Source organism: Pseudonocardia sp. C8 (assembly GCF_014267175.1).
Taxonomy (GTDB): Bacteria; Actinomycetota; Actinomycetes; order Mycobacteriales; family Pseudonocardiaceae; genus Pseudonocardia.
On record NZ_JACMTR010000002.1, the window covers coordinates 2,983,854 to 3,000,278 of the forward strand.

At 74.7% G+C, this 16,425-nt stretch carries 19 protein-coding genes; 9 read left to right on the plus strand and 10 right to left on the minus strand.

Annotated elements, in window-relative coordinates; translation table 11 throughout:
• The first annotated feature begins 10 nt into the window (after nt 1-10).
• Nucleotides 11-970 (plus strand): NADPH:quinone oxidoreductase family protein, encoded by a 960-nt coding sequence (locus H7X46_RS14445; protein ID WP_186362670.1) that lies wholly within the window; start codon nt 11-13, stop codon nt 968-970.
• 8 nt (nt 971-978) lie between these two features.
• Complete coding sequence (locus H7X46_RS14450; protein ID WP_186359895.1) at nt 979-1,368, plus strand: VOC family protein; 390 nt, start codon at nt 979-981, stop codon at nt 1,366-1,368.
• Between the two features lie 80 nt (nt 1,369-1,448).
• Here the strand turns inward: H7X46_RS14450 and H7X46_RS14455 are convergent, their stop codons facing one another.
• Nucleotides 1,449-1,640 carry a hypothetical protein gene (locus H7X46_RS14455; RefSeq protein ID WP_186359896.1) on the minus strand — a complete coding sequence of 64 codons (192 nt, stop codon included), beginning with the start codon at nt 1,638-1,640 and terminating at the stop codon, nt 1,449-1,451.
• A 266-nt stretch (nt 1,641-1,906) separates the two neighbouring features.
• Here H7X46_RS14455 and H7X46_RS30695 point away from each other — a divergent pair, with 266 nt between their 5' ends.
• From H7X46_RS30695 to H7X46_RS14475, 5 genes are all read left to right on the plus strand, one after another.
• The gene (locus tag H7X46_RS30695; RefSeq protein ID WP_370588770.1) at nt 1,907-2,191 is read left to right on the plus strand and encodes a putative leader peptide; all 285 of its coding nucleotides are present in this window, start codon (nt 1,907-1,909) and stop codon (nt 2,189-2,191) included.
• 170 nt (nt 2,192-2,361) lie between these two features.
• Nucleotides 2,362-3,207, plus strand: coding sequence for an ABC transporter permease (locus H7X46_RS14460; protein ID WP_186359897.1), 846 nt, complete (start codon nt 2,362-2,364; stop codon nt 3,205-3,207).
• On the plus strand, nt 3,204-3,917 hold the full coding sequence (locus tag H7X46_RS14465; protein ID WP_186359898.1) for an ABC transporter ATP-binding protein: 714 nt from the start codon (nt 3,204-3,206) through the stop codon (nt 3,915-3,917). The genes H7X46_RS14460 and H7X46_RS14465 overlap by 4 nt, the downstream gene beginning before the upstream one ends.
• A complete protein-coding gene (locus H7X46_RS14470; protein WP_186359899.1) occupies nt 3,907-4,959 on the plus strand; it encodes an ABC transporter substrate-binding protein in 1,053 nt (350 codons plus the stop codon). The genes H7X46_RS14465 and H7X46_RS14470 overlap by 11 nt, the downstream gene beginning before the upstream one ends.
• Nucleotides 4,956-6,083: an LLM class flavin-dependent oxidoreductase gene (locus H7X46_RS14475; RefSeq protein ID WP_186359900.1), complete on the plus strand. Its 1,128-nt coding sequence runs from the start codon at nt 4,956-4,958 to the stop codon at nt 6,081-6,083. The genes H7X46_RS14470 and H7X46_RS14475 overlap by 4 nt, the downstream gene beginning before the upstream one ends.
• Here H7X46_RS14475 and H7X46_RS14480 read toward each other — a convergent pair.
• The gene (locus H7X46_RS14480; protein WP_186359901.1) at nt 6,072-6,413 is read right to left on the minus strand and encodes a plasmid stabilization protein; all 342 of its coding nucleotides are present in this window, start codon (nt 6,411-6,413) and stop codon (nt 6,072-6,074) included. The genes H7X46_RS14475 and H7X46_RS14480 overlap by 12 nt on opposite strands.
• A gap of 119 nt (nt 6,414-6,532) precedes the next feature.
• On the opposite strand from H7X46_RS14480, the gene H7X46_RS14485 reads away from it, so the two are divergent.
• Nucleotides 6,533-6,922 (plus strand): hypothetical protein, encoded by a 390-nt coding sequence (locus tag H7X46_RS14485; protein WP_186359902.1) that lies wholly within the window; start codon nt 6,533-6,535, stop codon nt 6,920-6,922.
• Between the two features lie 38 nt (nt 6,923-6,960).
• Nucleotides 6,961-7,479: a DUF6328 family protein gene (locus H7X46_RS14490; RefSeq protein ID WP_186359903.1), complete on the plus strand. Its 519-nt coding sequence runs from the start codon at nt 6,961-6,963 to the stop codon at nt 7,477-7,479.
• Between the two features lie 36 nt (nt 7,480-7,515).
• Here the strand turns inward: H7X46_RS14490 and H7X46_RS14495 are convergent, their stop codons facing one another.
• The 8 genes from H7X46_RS14495 to H7X46_RS14530 all read right to left on the minus strand — a co-directional run bounded on the left by H7X46_RS14495 (nt 7,516) and on the right by H7X46_RS14530 (nt 16,340).
• A complete protein-coding gene (locus tag H7X46_RS14495) occupies nt 7,516-7,719 on the minus strand; it encodes a DUF1918 domain-containing protein (protein ID WP_186359904.1) in 204 nt (67 codons plus the stop codon).
• A gap of 141 nt (nt 7,720-7,860) precedes the next feature.
• Nucleotides 7,861-9,879: an ATP-dependent Clp protease ATP-binding subunit gene (locus H7X46_RS14500; RefSeq protein WP_255426139.1), complete on the minus strand. Its 2,019-nt coding sequence runs from the start codon at nt 9,877-9,879 to the stop codon at nt 7,861-7,863.
• Nucleotides 9,880-9,950: 71 nt separating this feature from the next.
• Nucleotides 9,951-10,163, minus strand: a complete 213-nt coding sequence (locus H7X46_RS14505) for a dodecin (protein WP_186359906.1) — start codon at nt 10,161-10,163, stop codon at nt 9,951-9,953.
• A 52-nt stretch (nt 10,164-10,215) separates the two neighbouring features.
• Nucleotides 10,216-10,719 carry a CinA family protein gene (locus H7X46_RS14510; protein ID WP_255426140.1) on the minus strand — a complete coding sequence of 168 codons (504 nt, stop codon included), beginning with the start codon at nt 10,717-10,719 and terminating at the stop codon, nt 10,216-10,218.
• Nucleotides 10,716-12,104, minus strand: a complete 1,389-nt coding sequence (locus H7X46_RS14515; protein ID WP_370588771.1) for an aldehyde dehydrogenase — start codon at nt 12,102-12,104, stop codon at nt 10,716-10,718. Before H7X46_RS14515 ends, H7X46_RS14510 begins: the two co-directional genes overlap by 4 nt.
• Nucleotides 12,105-12,145: 41 nt before the next feature.
• Nucleotides 12,146-13,174 carry an adenosine deaminase gene (add, locus tag H7X46_RS14520; RefSeq protein WP_186359907.1) on the minus strand — a complete coding sequence of 343 codons (1,029 nt, stop codon included), beginning with the start codon at nt 13,172-13,174 and terminating at the stop codon, nt 12,146-12,148.
• Nucleotides 13,171-14,937, minus strand: a complete 1,767-nt coding sequence (locus H7X46_RS14525; protein WP_186359908.1) for an adenine deaminase C-terminal domain-containing protein — start codon at nt 14,935-14,937, stop codon at nt 13,171-13,173. Before H7X46_RS14525 ends, add begins: the two co-directional genes overlap by 4 nt.
• Nucleotides 14,934-16,340 carry a cytosine permease gene (locus tag H7X46_RS14530; RefSeq protein ID WP_186359909.1) on the minus strand — a complete coding sequence of 469 codons (1,407 nt, stop codon included), beginning with the start codon at nt 16,338-16,340 and terminating at the stop codon, nt 14,934-14,936. The genes H7X46_RS14525 and H7X46_RS14530 overlap by 4 nt, the downstream gene beginning before the upstream one ends.
• Nucleotides 16,341-16,425: the final 85 nt, after the last annotated feature.

Genomic DNA, 16,425 nt, shown 5'->3' on the forward strand with positions numbered 1-16,425 from the left:
CGTGCGACGGATGGTCTGCCGGGAGTTCACCGACCCGCCACGGCTCGACGTGGTCGAGGAACCCCACCCCGTGCCCGGGCCCGGCGAGGTGCTGGTCGAGGTGGACGCGGCCGGGGTCAGCTTCGTCGACGGCCTCATCGCGGCCGGGCGCTACCAGGTCCGACCGCCGCTGCCGTTCGCGCCGGGCTCCGCCGTCGCCGGGCGGGTCGCGGCCGTCGGGGACGGTGTCACGGCCCCGGCGCCGGGCGTGCGGGTGGCCGGGCTGCTGACCGGGTTCGGCGGTTTCACCTCGCACGTCGTGCTCCCGGCCGCGTCCGCGGTCGAGATCCCGGCCGGGGTGGATCCGGACGCCGCGGCCACCGCCCTGGAGAACTACGGGACGCTGGTCTTCGCCGTCACCCACCGGGTGACGATCGCCCGCGGCGAGTGGGTGGTGGTGCTCGGCGCCGGAGGCGGCATCGGGCTGGCCGCGGTCGACGTGGCGCGCTCGCTCGGGGCGCGGGTGCTGGCCGTCGCGTCGTCGGAGGGCAAGCGGGCGGCCGCGCGAGCCGCCGGGGCCGAGGCCACCCTGGGTTACGACGGGCTCAAGGACCGGATCCGGGAGGTCACCGGCGGCGGCGCGGACGTGGTGCTCGACCCGGTGGGCGGGCCGACGGCGGAGGCGGCGCTGCGGGCGCTCGGCACCGGCGGCCGGTTCTGCGTGGTCGGCTTCACGTCCGGGGAGATCCCGCGGCTCCCGGCGAACATCGTGCTGCTGCGCAACCGGACCGTCGTCGGGGTGGACTGGGGCGACTGGGCCCGCGCCGACTCGGCCGCGGCCGTGGCGCTGGCCGGTGACGTGCTGGGCCGGATCGGCCGGGGCGAGCTGCACCCGCCGGCGCCGCACGGGCTGCCGCTGGGGGAGGCGGGCGAGGCGCTCCGGATGCTGGCCGCGCGCGAGGTCACCGGGAAACTGGTCCTGCACCCCTGAGGAGACCCATGCCCTGCACGTTCAACCACACCATCGTCGCCGCCCGGGACCGCACCGCCTCCGCGGCGTTCTTCCGGCACGTCTTCGAGGCCGCCGAGGCCCCGTCCTGGGGCCCGTTCACCAACGTGCTGCTCGACGGCGGCGTGCTGATCCAGTTCGCCGACCTGCCGGAGGACGCGTACCCGGAGATCCAGAACCAGCACTACGCCTTCCTGGTCGACGACGACCTGTTCGACCGGGCGTACGCGCGCCTGGTCGACGGCGGCGTCGAGCACTGGGCCGACCCGCGCGGCGAGCGCCCCGGGGAGATCAACCACGAGCACGGGGGCCGCGGGGTGTACTTCCTCGACCCGGCCGGGCACTACCTGGAGATGATCACCCGGCCGTACCTGCCATGATCACCCGTTGTGGAGTGCAGCGCTCGCTGCGCGAACGCTGCACTCCACAACCGTCGATCACCGGGTCGTGCCGGGGTCGGTCAGACCGCGCGCGGCCGCCGGCGCAGGGCGTTGCGGGCCACCGCGAGGTGCTGGGCGACCTCGGCGGTGATCAGCTCCGCGTGCAGCGGCCCGGTGTCGTCGGCGCGGAGCGCCCGGTGCCGGCGGACGAGGGCCTCGAGGCCGTCGAGCAGCTGCGTGCCCGGGTCGGCGGGGCGGGTGGACGTGCTCATGCTGGTCTCCCGGATGCGGAGGGACGTGGTCGCGGTCGAGCGGCCGTCCGACACAGTGTCGCGTGCGTCAGTCCGAAGTCGACGACGCGCCGCCGGGACAGGACCGTGCGGGCCACGTCCCGCTCGTCGCGCCTCCGCAGCATGCGTCCTCCATCGCTCCCGGCGGGAGCACCCGCACCCGCGTGGCGGGGGGTTGCTGCGGCGTCGTCGAGCCGGGTCTCTCGGCCGCTCCGGATGGTGTGCCCCCCGAACTGTACGAAGATCGGATGGGCCCGTGTCAAGCGGCGTCGAGCCGGAGTGACCGGCACCGCTGCGGGCGTCCCGACCGGCGGAAACCGGCGGCCGGGGCGGCCCGTGCTGTCCGGACAGGACGGTCCCGCTCCCGCGCCGCGGACGCCGGGTTGTCCCGGACGCACGGTCCGTGGTCACCTGCCGGGGTGAGTGCCCCCCGAGGTGACCGGTCACGCCCGGTCGCCGTCGACCACGGCCGCGACCTGACGCGTCGCCGGCACGTCGACCTCGTCCGGATCGCCGGCTGCGTCTGTCGCTGACGCGCCCGCCGCACCCGCACCCGCACCTCCCCGCGCGCCACGTCCCGGGCCGGTGACGGCCGGGCCGTCCTCGACGGCCGGGTCACCGGCCCGGCCGGCACGCGCGCTCCGCGTCCCGGCGCCGCCACCGAAGCCGCCGCCTCCCCCAGACCTCTTCCCGGGAGACACCCGTGTCCTCGACCACCCTGACCCGCCCGGCGGGCACCCACGGCCCGGCCGCCGCACGGCCGGAGCCGGCCCGTGCCCGCCGCCGCCCCGACCTGCGCCGCTGGATCTCTCCGGTCGCGCTGCTGCTGCTGTGGCAGCTCGCCTCGACCACCGGACTGCTCGCCGAGGACGAGCTCGCCTCGCCGCTGCGGGTGGTGACCGCCGCCGTCGACCTCACGCGGACCGGTGAGCTGCCGGCAGGCCTGCTCGTCTCGCTCGGCCGGGTCGCGGCCGGCGTCCTGCTCGGCCTCACCACCGGTGTCGCGCTCGGGCTGGCGTCCGGGCTGTCCCGGTGGGGCGGGCACCTGATCGACCCGCCGGTGCAGATGCTGCGCACCTTGCCGCACCTGGCGCTCGTGCCGCTGTTCATCCTGTGGTTCGGCGTCGGCGAGCTGCCGAAGGTGCTGCTGGTCGCGCTCGGCGTGCTGTTCCCGATGTACCTCAACGTGCACGCCGGTGTCCGCGGCGTGGACCCGAAGCTCCTCGAGGCCGCGTCGGTGTCCGGGTTCACCCGCGCCGAGCGGCTGCGGCACGTCGTGCTGCCGGGCGCGATGCCCTCGACGCTCACCGGGTTGCGCCTCGCGCTCGGCGTCGCCTGGCTGTCCATCGTGGTCGCCGAGACGACCGCGGCGGACGCCGGCCTCGGATACATGATCATGAACGCCCGGGAGTTCCTGCGCACCGACGTGATCGTCGTCGGGCTCGCGGTCTACGCCCTGCTCGGGCTCGGCACCGACGCGCTGGTCCGCCGGCTCGAGCGGACCGTGCTGGCCTGGCGCCCGGCCGGCCCGGCGGGAGGCGACCGGTGACCGCGCGCATCCGCGACCTGACCCGCTCCTTCGACGGCCGCCGCGTCCTCGACGGGCTCGACCTCACCCTCGGCGACGGCGAGTTCGTCGCGCTGCTCGGCCGCTCCGGCTCCGGGAAGTCGACGCTGCTGCGCCTGCTCGCCGGGCTCGACGGCACCTCCGACGCCGAGGTGTCGGGCCGGGTCGAGGTGCCCGGCTCGGTCGCCGTCGCGTTCCAGGAACCGCGGCTGCTGCCGTGGCGCTCGGTGCGCGACAACGTCGCGCTCGGCCTGCACCGCGATCTCGCCGGGGACACCCCGGCCCGGGTCGCCGACGCCGCGCTCGCCGAGGTCGGGCTCACCGGGCGGGCCGCCGCGTGGCCGCTGACCCTCTCCGGCGGTGAGGCACAGCGCGCGTCGCTGGCCAGGGCCCTGGTGCGGGAGCCGGACCTGCTCCTGCTCGACGAGCCGTTCGGCGCGCTCGACGCGCTCACCCGGATCACCATGCACCGGCTGGTGCTGGACCTGTGGACCCGGCACCGCCCCGGCGTGCTGCTGGTGACCCACGACGTCGACGAGGCGCTGCTGCTCGCCGACCGGGTCCTGGTGCTCGCCGAGGGCCGGATCACCGCCGAGCACCGGCCCGGTGGCCGCCCGCGGGACCCGGACCGGCTCGCCGCGCTGCGCCGCACCGTGCTGGACGAGCTGGGGGTGGCCGACGATGCGGCCTGACTGGGTCGTGCCGCGGCTGGTCGCCGCCGTCGTCACGCTGCTCGCGCTCGCCGGGTGCTCGGCAGTGCCGGTCGAGCGCCCACCCGTCCAGCCGCCGGTCGAGGAGGCCGTGATGGCCGGTGTGACGCTGGTCGTCGGCGACCAGAAGGGCGGGTCGCAGTCGCTGCTGCGCGCCGCGGGGCTGCTCGACGACCTGCCCTACACGGTGCAGTGGCGGACCTTCACCTCCGGCCCGCCGCTGATCGAGGCCGCCCGCGCGGGAGCGATCGACGTCGGCGGCACCGGGAACACCCCCGCGATCTTCGCGGCCGCCGCGAGGGCCCGGGTGCAGATCGTCTCGGCGAACCGCGGTGACGTCAGCGGCGACGCGATCGTCGTCCGCCGCGACTCGCCGCTGCGCACCGTCCAGGAGCTGCGCGGCAGGCGGATCGCCGTGGCGAAGGGCAGCTCCGCGCACGGCCAGCTCCTCTACACGCTGCGCCGCGCCGGGCTCTCGCTGGACGACGTCGAGCTCACCTTCCTGGCCCCGGCCGACGCGTTCGCCGCCTGGAAGCAGGGGGAGGTCGACGCCTGGTCCACCTGGGACCCCTACACCAGCCAGGCCGAGCTCGGGGGTGGCCGCGTCCTCGCCGACGGCGAGGGCACCGCGAACGGCCTCGGCTTCCAGGTCGCCTCGAACGCCGCGCTCGCCGACCCGGCCCGGAGCGCCGCCGTCGCCGACCTGCTGGCCCGGGTCGCGGCCGCGCAGGCCTACTCGAACACCCACCGCGAGCAGCGCGCGGCGGTGTGGAGCCAGGAGACCGGCCTGCCGATCGCGGTCACCCGCCGGGCGGTCGGCCGGGGCCCCGACCTGCCGGTCCCGCTCGACGACCGGGTCGTCGCCTCCCAGCAGGCGCTCGCCGACGCGTTCTCCGAGGCCGGGGTCATCCCCGGCCGGGCGGACTTCGCCGCGTTCGTCGACCGCCGCTTCGAGCCGACCACCCTGCACGCCGCCCGGAACGGCGTCCCGGGCACCCCGACCTCCCGAGGAGACACCCCGTGAGCAGCATCGTCCCGCACTGGTTCCTGCCGACCTCCGGCGACGGCCGCACCGTCGTCGCGCGCCGGCACGCCGACCGCGGCGAGGCCGGCGAGACCACCCGCGCGGCGGACATCGGCTACCTCGCCCAGATCGCCCGCGCCGCCGAGGCGCAGGGCTTCCACGGCGTGCTGACGCCGACCGGCACGTTCTGCGAGGACTCGTGGCTGACGACGGCGGCACTGCTGCGCGAGACCCGCACGCTGCGCTACCTCGTGGCGTTCCGGCCCGGGGTGCTCTCCCCCACCCTCGCGGCCCAGATGGCAGCCACCTACCAGCGGATCTCCGGCGGGCGGCTGCTGCTCAACATCGTGACCGGCGGGGACGCCGTGGAGCAGGAGCGGTTCGGCGACCACCTCGACCACGACGCGCGCTACGCCCGCACCGACGAGTTCCTCGCGGTGCTGCGCGGAGCCTGGTCCGGGGCGCCGTTCGACTTCGCCGGAGCGCACTACGATGTGCGGGGCGCGACCACCCTCGCCGCACCCGACCCGGAACCCCCGATCTACTTCGGCGGTTCCTCGGACGCGGCGCTCCCGGTCGCGGCCCGGCACGCCGACGTCTACCTGACCTGGGGCGAACCGCCCGACGCGGTCGCCGAGAAGGTCGGCCGGGTGCGCAAGCTCGCCGAGGACCTCGGGCGCAGCCCACGGTTCGGCATCCGGCTGCACGTCATCACCCGGGACACCGCGGACGAGGCGTGGGCCCAGGCGCAGCGGCTGCTCGACGCCCTCGACCCGGCCGAGATCGAGCGGGCCCAGTCCGTGCTGCGCTCCAGCCAGTCGGTCGGGCAGCGGCGGATGCTGGATCTGCACGGCGGCTCGCGCGACGACCTCGTCGTCGCACCGAACCTGTGGGCCGGGATCGGCCTGGTCCGCGGCGGCGCGGGCACCGCGCTCGTCGGATCGCACGCGGAGGTCGCCGACCGCATCGCCGAGTACCACGCGCTCGGGATCGAGGAGTTCGTCCTCTCCGGATACCCGCACCTCGAGGAGGCCTACCGGGTCGGCGAGGGCCTGCTGCCCGAGCTGCGGCGCCGGGGGCTCCTCCGGCCGGCCGGGTCGCCCGGCGGCGGGTCAGGACCGTGAGTACCCGAGGGCCCTCCGGAGCTCGTCCTTGTTCATCGAGGAGCGGCCCTGGATGCCGGCGCGCTTCGCGTCGTCGTAGAGCTGCTGCTTGGTCTCGCCCTTGGGCCCCTCCCGGCGACCGGAGCGCTTGCCGCCGCGGTGGCCGGGCGAGACGTCCTTCGTGGACGCCTTGCTCGCCTGCCGCGACTCGCCCTCCTGGGCGCGCTCCTTGTTCACCGTCCGCGCCGCGATCTCCTTCGCGCGCTTCTCGGAGCTTCCCCGCTCCTCGGTCTGCTCCTTGATGTGCTCGTACTGTCGTTCCCGCTTGTCGCTCCACGCCTGCTGCGGCACGAGAGCACCTCCTCGGTCTCCGGACGGTCTCTCCATCCGGTACCCGGCTCCGTGGCGAGGTATGCGAGGAACCCTCCGGACCGGTACGGTCGTACCACCGCAGACCGGGGGGGAACGTGGTGGACGACGTCCGACGGGTGGTCGCCAGGGCACTGCACGACACGCGCGACGGGGGCACCGCCGTGCTCGGCGCGGACAGCGGCGCACGGGGCGTCGTGCAGTGGATCTGTTTCGGCTCCGACGGGTACCTGATCGACGTACCGGACCCGGCCCGCTGCCGGGGCGGCCTGCTCCGCCGGATGTGGCGCCGGTCGGAACCGGACCCGGACGGCCTGAGCGACGAGCAGGTCCGCGGCCTGCAGCGGCTCGGTTTCGGTCCCGGGGACCACGGGTACGAGCGTCACACCCGAGCCGACGAGCTCGGTCACGACCAGCTGGTGCACCTCATCGTGAGCGCCCTGGACGTGGTCGGGCTGGACGGGGAGCCGGTGTCGGCCGAGGTGTTCTGACCCGCAGCCGGGCCGGCCCCCGATGCCGAGGAGCGACCATGACCGTCACCGAGCCCGTCATCGGCAGTGACCACTGGAACGAGCAGCACCGCGACGAGGGCCCGCTGTGCCGCGCCGACCGGAACTTCATCGAGATCCTGCAGGAGCTGCGGGTCGTGCTCACCGGCGTGCAGATCCTGTTCGGTTTCCTGCTCACGGCGTCGTTCACCGAGCAGTTCGCCCAGCTGACCCCGCTGCAGCGCGGGTTGTTCGTCAGCACGCTCCTCGCGGCCGCGCTGACGTCCGCGCTGCTGGTCGCGCCGGTGGCGGCGCACCGCGCGGTGTTCCGACTCGGCCGCAAGCCCGCGCTGGTGCACTGGGCGCACCGGCTCACCCAGTGCGGGTTGGGCAGCCTGGCCGTCACCCTGGTGTCCGGGCTGGGCCTGGTGCTCGACCTGGCCGTCGGCACGCCCGGCGCCCTCGCCGGCGTGGCCGGCTTCGTGGTCGTGCTGGCGGGGCTGTGGGTGATCGGACCGGTGCGCCGGCTGCGCCGGGAGGACGGCTCAGCGTCCTCGTAGGCCGGGCCACCCTCCCGGCGCAGCACGTGAGCCGCCTCAGGCCCCGCTGCTCTCCTCGGCCGCGGCGTTGAGATGGGCGTCCGGCCCCGGGCAGTAGAGCGACTCGGTGCCGTCGTCCCACCGCACGCGGTACGGCGGGCCTCCCCCGTCGCCCAGGACGGCGACGACCTCGCCGAGCCGGGCGGGCTTGCCGAGGGTCGCCGACTCGACGACGATGTGATCACCCACGGTTGCCTGCATTCGTCCTGCACCCCTTCCGTCGTCCGGCGTCTGCTGACGGTGTGTCGAGTCGGATGGTTCCCGGATCCCGGCGCTGCCATGCGCCCGTGCTGCCAGGATCTCGCCGCGTTCGGGACCCGGCAAGGGCAGGACGGTTCCCCGCTACCGCTCCGGCCGGATCCGCAGCTCCTCCCCGGCGACGGTGAGCCGCACCGTGTCCCCGGCCCGTAGCTCCCCCGCCAGCAGCGAGCGGGACAGCCGGCGCCCCACCTCGCGACCGATCGTGCGGCGCAGCGGCCGGGCCCCGTGCTCGGGGCGGTGCCCGCGCCGGGCGAGCAGGTCGACGGCGTCGTCGTCGGCGCGCAGCGTGATGCCCTGCGCCCGCAGTCGCGTGCCGGTCTCGGCCAGCATCATCGCGGTGATGCGGCGCAGCTGGTCCGCGGCGAGCGGCGCGAACAGCACGACCTCGTCGATCCGGTTGAGGAACTCGGGCCGGAAGTGCATGCGCGCCAGGGCCAGCAGCGGCTCCCGGACGTCGTCGAGCGGGGTACCCGCCGCCGCGGCGGCCAGCACCCGGTCCGACCCCAGGTTGCTGGTCATGATCACGATGGTGTGCCGGAAGTCGACGGTGCGGCCGCGCGCGTCGGTCAGCCGGCCCGCGTCCAGCACCCCGAGCAGCGTCGAGGTGACCTCGACGTGCGCCTTCTCGATCTCGTCGAGCAGCAGCACGCAGTACGGGGTGCGCCGCACGGCCTCGGTGAGCCGCCCGCCGTCGTCGTGCCCGATGTAGCCGGGTGGGGCACCGATCAGCCGGGTCACCGACGCGCGGTCGGCGTACTCGCTCATGTCGAGGCGGACGATCCGGTCCGGGGAGCCGAACAGGGTCTCGGCCAGCGCCCGGGCCAGCTCGGTCTTGCCGACCCCGCTGGGCCCGAGGAACAGGAACGAGCCGACCGGTCGGTCCGGGTGCCCCAGCCCGGCCCGGCCGGCCCGGACGGCGTCCGCGACGGCCTCCACCGCCTCGTCCTGCCCGACGACCCGCGCGTGCAGGTGCTCCTCCAGGCGCAGCAGCCGGTCGCGCTCGTCGGTGCCGAGCCGGGCGAGCGGGATGCCGGTGCGCCGGGAGACGATCTCGGCGACGTCGTCGGCGGTGATCACCGGTCGGGCGTCCGCCGCGCCGGTGATGGCCCCGAGCCGGTCCAGCTCGCGGGTGAGCATCGCGGCCCGCTCGAAGTCCTCGGAGTCGACGGCGACGTCACGGGCCCGGCGCAGCTCGTCGATCCGGTGGGTGGTCGTGCCGGAGGACCGCAGCCCGGCCCGGGCAGCGGCCCGGTCGACCAGGTCGATCGCCTTGTCCGGCAGGAACCGGTCCGGGACGTAGCGCGCCGACAGCGCGACCGCCGCGTCCAGCGCGCCGTCGGTGAGCCGGACGCCGTGGTGGCGCTCGTAGCGGTCGCGCAGGCCGCGCAGGATCTCGACGGTCCGGGCCTCGGTCGGCTCGGGCACCGCCACCGGTTCGAACCGCCGTTCCAGCGCGGTGTCGCGCTCGATGTAGCGGCGGTAGTCCTCGGTGGTGGTGGCCCCGACCAGCCGCAGCGTGCCGCGGGCCAGCGCCGGCTTGAGGATCGACCCGGCGTCCATCGCGCCGCCGTCGGCCGCACCGCCGGCGCCGACGACCAGGTGCAGCTCGTCGACGAACACCACGATCCGGCCCTCGGCGGCGACCACCTCGTCGATGACGGCGGTGAGCCGCTCCTCGAACTCGCCGCGGTACTTGGTGCCCGCCACCATCCCGGCCAGGTCCAGCGCGATCATCCGCACGCCGCGCAGCGCCGCGGGCACGTCACCGGCGGCGAGCCGCCCGGCGATGCCCTCGGCGATCGCGGTCTTGCCCACGCCCGGGTCCCCGACCAGCACCGGGTTGTTCTTGGTGCGGCGGCCCAGCACCTCGAGCGCGGTGTCGATCTCGGCGTCCCGCCCGATCACCGGGTCCAGCCGGCCGGCGGCCGCGTCCGCGGTCAGGTCGCGGCCGAACCGGTCCAGCCCGCGGGTGCCGCGGGCGCCGGGCGGGCGCCGGTCGGCGTCGGCGAACGGCTCGTCGAGGTCACCCAGGGACTCGAACAGCCGCCCGAGCAGCGGTTCCAGCGGGCCGAACGCGTCGCGGAACGGGTCCTGGGGCATGCGGGCCTCCTCCGGGAGGGGACGCCGTACGGCGTCCCTACCCGATGGTGCCCGCCCGGCGCGGCCCGCGCTCATTCTTCTTCTTCGACCCGGAAGCCCACCTTCATGCCGACCTGGAAGTGCTCGACCGAGCCCTCGTCGAGATGCAGGCGGATCTGGGTCACCTCCGCCCAGTCGAGGTGCCGCAGCGTCCTCGACGCGGCCGCGATGCCGCTGCGGATGGCCGCGTCGACGCCCTCGGTGGAGGAGCCGACGATCTCGGTCACGCGATATGTGTGCGCCATGCGGACGGCATGCCCATCCGCCGGCCGCGCGAAACAACCCACCGGCCGGCCGTCACGGGCTCGGCCCGAGCCGGGTCGCGAGCACCCGGAGCACCTCGGCCGCCGCCGAGGTGCAGATCTCCGCGGGCGTGCCGTCGAGGTCGAGCCGGAACACGTCGTCCCCGCCGGGCTCCCCCGCGACGGCGACGAACACGGTGCCCGGCGACTCGCCGTCCTGCGGGTCCGGCCCGCCCGAGCCCGTCACCGCGACGACGAGCCCGGCGCCGAGCAGCTCGCGGGCCCGCCGGGCCATCGCCCGCGCCGCGGGCCGGCTCACGACCGGGCCGTCGGGCACGTCGAGCAGGCCGTACTTGACCTCGCTGGCGTAGGCGACGATCCCGCCGCGGAACCACTCCGAGGCGCCCTCGGCGCGGGCCAGCGCGGCCGCGACCATGCCCCCGGTCAGCGACTCGGCGACGGCGACCGTGCACCCCCGGGCGCTCGCCCGCCGGGCGACCGACGCGGCGAGGTCGTCGAGGGCCGGGTCGTGCGCGTCCTGGGTCATGTCCTGGTTCATGTCACCGGCCGGCCCAGGTGCACGACCTTCACCGTGGTCATCTCGTCGAGCAGCTCCGGCCCGTAGCCGAAACCCTGCCCGCTCGCCCGCCGCGGCTGCGCCGCCCCGCCGGGGGCGCCGCCGAACACCGAGTTGACCTTCACCGACCCGACCGGCAGCGACCGCCACGCCTGCTGGGCGTGCTCCATGTCGGCGGTCAGAACGGTCGCGGCCAGCCCGTGCCGGTCGTCGGCGGCCTCGGCCAGCCCGGTCGCGAAGTCCGGGACCACCCGCACCGGCGCGACCGGGCCGAAGGTCTCCTCGGCGAACACGGCCAGCTCCGGGGTGCAGCCCTCCAGGACGGTCGGCGGGTAGTACGCGCCGGGTCCGCCGGGCAGCGTGCCGCCGGCACGCAGCCTTGCGCCGGCCGCCACGGCGTCGGTGACCTGCCGGTGGACGGTCTCCCGCAGGTCCCGGTCGACCATCGGCCCGATCCGGTCCGCCCAGGTGCGGGCCTGCACGGTCAGCGCGTCGAGGAACGGCCCCGCCAGATCCGCGTGGACGTGGACCCGCTCGACGGACACGCAGATCTGCCCGGAGTTGGCGAAGGCGCCCAGCGCGGCCTGCTCGGCCGCCCAGCCGGGGTCGACGCCGGCGTCGACGACGAGCGGGTCGTTGCCGCCGTTCTCGAGCAGCACGTGCGCACCGGTGGCGGCACAGGTCCGGCGGATCTCCCGGCCGGTGGCGGTGCCGCCCACGTGGGCGACGACGTCGACGTCGGCCCCGGCGAGGCGGGCCCCGACCGTGCCGTCGCCGTCGACGACGCGCAGGACGTCCGGTGGCAGGTGCGCCGCGACCAGCTCGGCGAACCGCCGCCCGGTGGCCGGGCACCGCTCGCTGGGCTTGTGCACCACGGTGTTGCCGGTGGCCAGCGCCGCACCGAGGAGACCGGCCGCGACCGCGACCGGGTCGTTCCACGGCGTCAGCACGGCCACCACGCCGCGGGGCTCGGGCACCATCAGGTCGGTGGCGTCCCAGCTCCCCTGCAGGGTGCGTCCGCGGTGCAGCGGGCCGAGCTCGGCGTACTGCACGAGCGTGCCGATCCCGGCCTCGACCCCGCCCCGCGCGTCGGCGAGCGGCTTCCCGGTCTCGCGCTCGGTCATCTCGGCGAGCTCGTCGGCGGCCTCCCGCACCGCGGCGGCCGCGGCGTGCAGGGCGGCGCCCCGCTCCGCGGCCGGGGTGCGGGCCCAGCCGGGCGCCGCCGCCCGGGCCGCGGCGACGGCCGCCGCGCACTCGACGGGCGTCGCCGGGGTCAGCCGTCCGACGACCTCGCCGGTGCGGGGGTCGAGGATCGGGCGGTCGCCGGGCTCGGTGCGGTCCTGCGGGGTGCGGTCGGTGAGTGTCACGACGACCACGTACCCGGCAACCGGCCGTCCTCACCTCGCCGTCACCCGGCCGGCGACCCCACCAGCGCGTCCAGCCGGCCCCGGAAGTCCCGCTTGACCTCCGGGGGTGCCCAGGAGATGTCGATGGCGTTGCGCTGCAAGGTGATGAGCTCGTCCGGGGAGAAGCCCGCCTCCCGCATCGCGACCAGGTTCTCGGCGACGTAGCCCCCGAAATAGGCGGGGTCGTCGGAGTTGACGGTGACCTTCACCCCGAGATCGAGCAGCTGTTTGATCAGCTCTGCCTTCGTACCGTCGCTCACCCAGCGGTTCGAGATCGGGCAGCAGGTGAGCCCCAGTCCCCGGCGGACGACCTCGGCGACCAGCTCCGGGCTCTCCAGGACGTTCGAGCCGTGGTCGATGCGGTCCACCCGGATGTCCTCGACGCACTGCCGGATGTGCTCGACCGAGTCCTGCTGGTCGACGTCGCAGTGGGCCGTGATCAGGTAGCCCTCCCGCCGCGCCCGGTCGAAGACCTGCGCGAACTTGGCCGGCGGGTGGCCGCGCTCGTCGGAGTCGAGGCCGACGCCGACGATCCACTGCCGGTACGGCAGGGACTCCAGGAGGGTGGCCATCGCGTACTCGGCCTGGAAGTCCCGCAGGAAGCACATGATCAGCCCGGTGGGGAGCCCCAGGGTGCGCTCGGCCTCCAGCTGGGCCCGCCGGATGCCGCCGATGACGACGTCGAACGGGACCCCGCGGGACGTGTGCGCCTGAGGGTCGAAGAAGATCTCCGCGTAACGGACCCCCTGGCCGGCGGCCTTCTCCAGGTACGCCCGGGTGAGGTCGTAGAAGTCCGCCGCGGTTCGCAGGACCTGCATGCCTTCGTAGTACGACGCCAGGAACGACGTGAGGTCGTCGAAGCGGTACGCGGCCCGCATCTCCTCGACCGTGCCGTGGGGAAGCCGGAGCCGGTTGCGCTCGGCGAGCGCGAACTTGAGCTCCGGTTCGAGCGTGCCCTCGATGTGCAGGTGCAGCTCGCACTTGGGCAGCGTCTCGATGAACGCGTCGGTCGCGGTGGCGTTCTCGGTCATGTCCGCACCTCGATGATCGGGTCGATGGGCTCGAACGTCGTGCAGTCGATCAGCCCGAGGTCGGTGATCGCGTACTCGGGGATGGCGGTGATGGACAGGAACATCAGGTGGCCGAACGGTGACGGGAGACCGCTGCCCAGCTCGCGGGCGCACTTGTCGAGCGCCTGTTCCCGCTCCGCCATCGTCTCGGGGGGCAGGTCCGCCACGATCCCGCCGATCGGCAGCGGCAGCAGCGCGAGCACCTGGCCGTCCCGGACGACGACCTGCCCGCCCCCGGCGCGGGCGATCGCGTCGACCGCCGCGGCCATGTCCTCGGTGTCCGCGCCGACACAGACGATGTTGTTGTCGTCGGGCGCTGCGGAGGTCGCGATCGCACCGGCGGTCAGGCCGAAGCCGTGGACGAACGCGACGGGCAGGTGCGAGGTCCTGCCGTACCGCTCGGCGACGGTGACGTACAGGACGTCGCGGTGCACGTCGGCCAGGATCCGTCCGTCGCGGACCGGGAGCACGGCGTCCTTGCGGGTGCGCACGAACGCGACGTCGGGGCTCAGCGCCATCGCCAGCACGTGGGCCTCCCCGGTCGGCTGGGACACCCGCGGTGCGAGATCGGCGCCACCGATCTCCCGCAGCACGATCGTCTCGCGGACGAGCGGGGAACGCTCGGGGGGTTCCGGGCGCCGCACCGGCCGGCCGTCCCGGGCGACGACGACACCGCCGGCGAGGACGGTCTGCGCACGGAAGTCGGCGAGGTCGTCGACCAGGAGGATGTCGGCGAAGCGGCCGGGCGCGACCGCCCCGACCGACTGGTCGATCCGGTACATGGTCGCGCAGTTGATCGTCGCCATCTGGATGGCGGTCACCGGGTCGACCCCGGCGTCGACCGCCATCCGGACGAGGTGGTCGAGGTGCCCGCGGCCGAGCAGGTCACCGGCCGACACGTCGTCCGTGCAGAACGCCACCCGACCGGGTGCGGCACCGAACTCGGTCAGCACCCGGATGTTCTCGTGCAGGAACGGGGCGGCCGCGGACTCGCGGAGGATCACGTGGATGCCGTTGCGCAGCTTCTCGAGCGTCTCCTCGGCGGAGTAGGACTCGTGGTCGAGCCGGATACCGGCAGCGGCGAGCCCGGCCACCCGGCGGGCGTCGGCCATCGGCGCGCACCCGAAGATCGGCAGCCGGTTGCGGTCGGCGAGCTCGAACGCCCGGAACACCTCGTCGTCACCGTGCTCGACGAACTCCTGCACGGTCTCCCACAGGCCCACGCACTCCGGCCAGGACTGGGCGACCCGGTGCTCGTCCGGGCCGAACCGGTGACCGACCGTGGACTCCGGCACCGTGTAGGGCGCCTTCGCCGGCGCTCCCCAGAAGATCCGCAACGCCGTGTTCCGCGACTCGGCGAGGAACTCGCGGACCCCCTCGAGGCCGGCGACGACCAGGATCTGGTCCAGTCCGGACACCGCGCTCGTCGTGCCGTAGCGCGACACCAGATCGGCGAACATCGTGACCGAGAGCTTGCTGCACTCGACGTGGACGTGCCCGTCGATCAGCCCGGGGGTGAGGTAGCGCCCGTCGGCCCGGATCACCGTGGTGTCCCGGCCGCGGTGGCGGGTGGCGTCGCCGACGGCCGCGATGCGCGCGCCGGAGATCGCCACGTCGGCCGGGTAGATCTCCCCGGTCAGGACGTTGACGAGCCGTCCGCCGGTGACCACGGTGTCCGCGGCCGTGCGCCCGTAGGCGACGTCGAGCAGGGAACGGTCGATCACAGGGTGGCCCTTTCTCGGGGGTCGGAGCTGCGGAAGGCGGCCCGCCGGGCGAGGGCCCAGTACGTCAGCGACGCGGTGAGCAGCCCGGCCGGGATGCTGAGGTCGGCGCCGCCGGTCCAGGTCGACAGCGGACCCACGTAGGTCGTCGAGTGGAGCCAGAGTGCCGCGACGAGCATGCCGAGTGCCTGCGCGACCAGGCCCGGGGTCCCGAACCGGGCCCGTCCGCGGTCGCCGGGCCGGTCGGCGAGCTCGGCCGGGGCGTAGCGGCCGCGGCGCAACCGCCAGTCGGTGAGGTAGACGGCCACCCACGGCGCCATCCAGACGACCAGCAGGCCCAGGAACGCGTTGAGCATGTCGTAGAACGACTCGCCGACGACGGCGACGTAGGTGATGACCGCGCAGAGGACGGTGTCGGCGACGACCATCCCGATCCGGGAGACCGGGACGCCGGCCGTCTGCAGGTTCAGTCCGGAGGAGTAGAGGTTCGTGCTGTTCTGCACGAGCAGCGACACCATCGCCAGGACGAGGTACGGGACGACGAACCAGGCCGGCAGGACTCCCGGCAGGCCGGAGATGGGGTCGGAGGCGTCGAGCGTGATCGACGCGGTCACCGCACCCAGGATCTGGAGCAGCACGTAGGGGACGAACCCGCCGAGCGCGGCGTACCAGGCCACCGCGGGCCGGGACGCGGTCGTCGGGAGGTAGCGGGAGAAGTTCGACCCGGACGGCGCCCAGGAGAGGCCCCCCGAGGCCATGACCAGGGCCACGGCGACGGTGAACATGGACAGGGACGCGCCCTCGGCGGTGCTCGCCGCGCCGAAGTCGACCTGGGGGACGACGAGCGCGGCCATCACGGCGAACGCCACCGCGAAGACGGCACTGAAGTACTTCTGCGCCTTCATCATCACGGCGTGCCCGAACAGGGGCAGCAGCAGCTGCACTCCGGCGAGGGCGACGATCGCCACGATCTGGACCGCCGGTGTCGCTGCCACGCCGGCCCGCTCGAGCAGGGTGAGAGCAGCGAACACGACCAGGATGAGGCCCCCGGCCTCGAAGCCGACCAGCGTCAGCCACGCGAACACCCCGAGGACGCGGGCCCCTTTCGGCCCGTAGGACGCCCGCGAGATCGTCAGGGTGGTCGTGCCCGTGGCCGGCCCCTGCACGCTGGCCAGCCCGAGCAGGGGGTAGGCCAGCAGGTTCCCGACGACGATCGCCAGGACGGCCTGGCCGAGGCTCAGCCCGAGCGCGACGACGAACGCACCGTAGACCACCGTGAACACCGTCATCGTGGTGCCCGCCCAGAGGAACATCAGGTCACGGGGCCTGCCGTAGCGCTCGGTGTCCGGCACGAGGTCGATCCCCCGGCGCTCGAAACGACTCGCGGACGACGATGTCCTGCCCATCGGGGCTCCTCGTGGTGACCGGAGGGGATCGCGTGATGGACGCGGACGCTAGGAGCAGAAACGTTTCTTCACAAGAAGTCCGGGC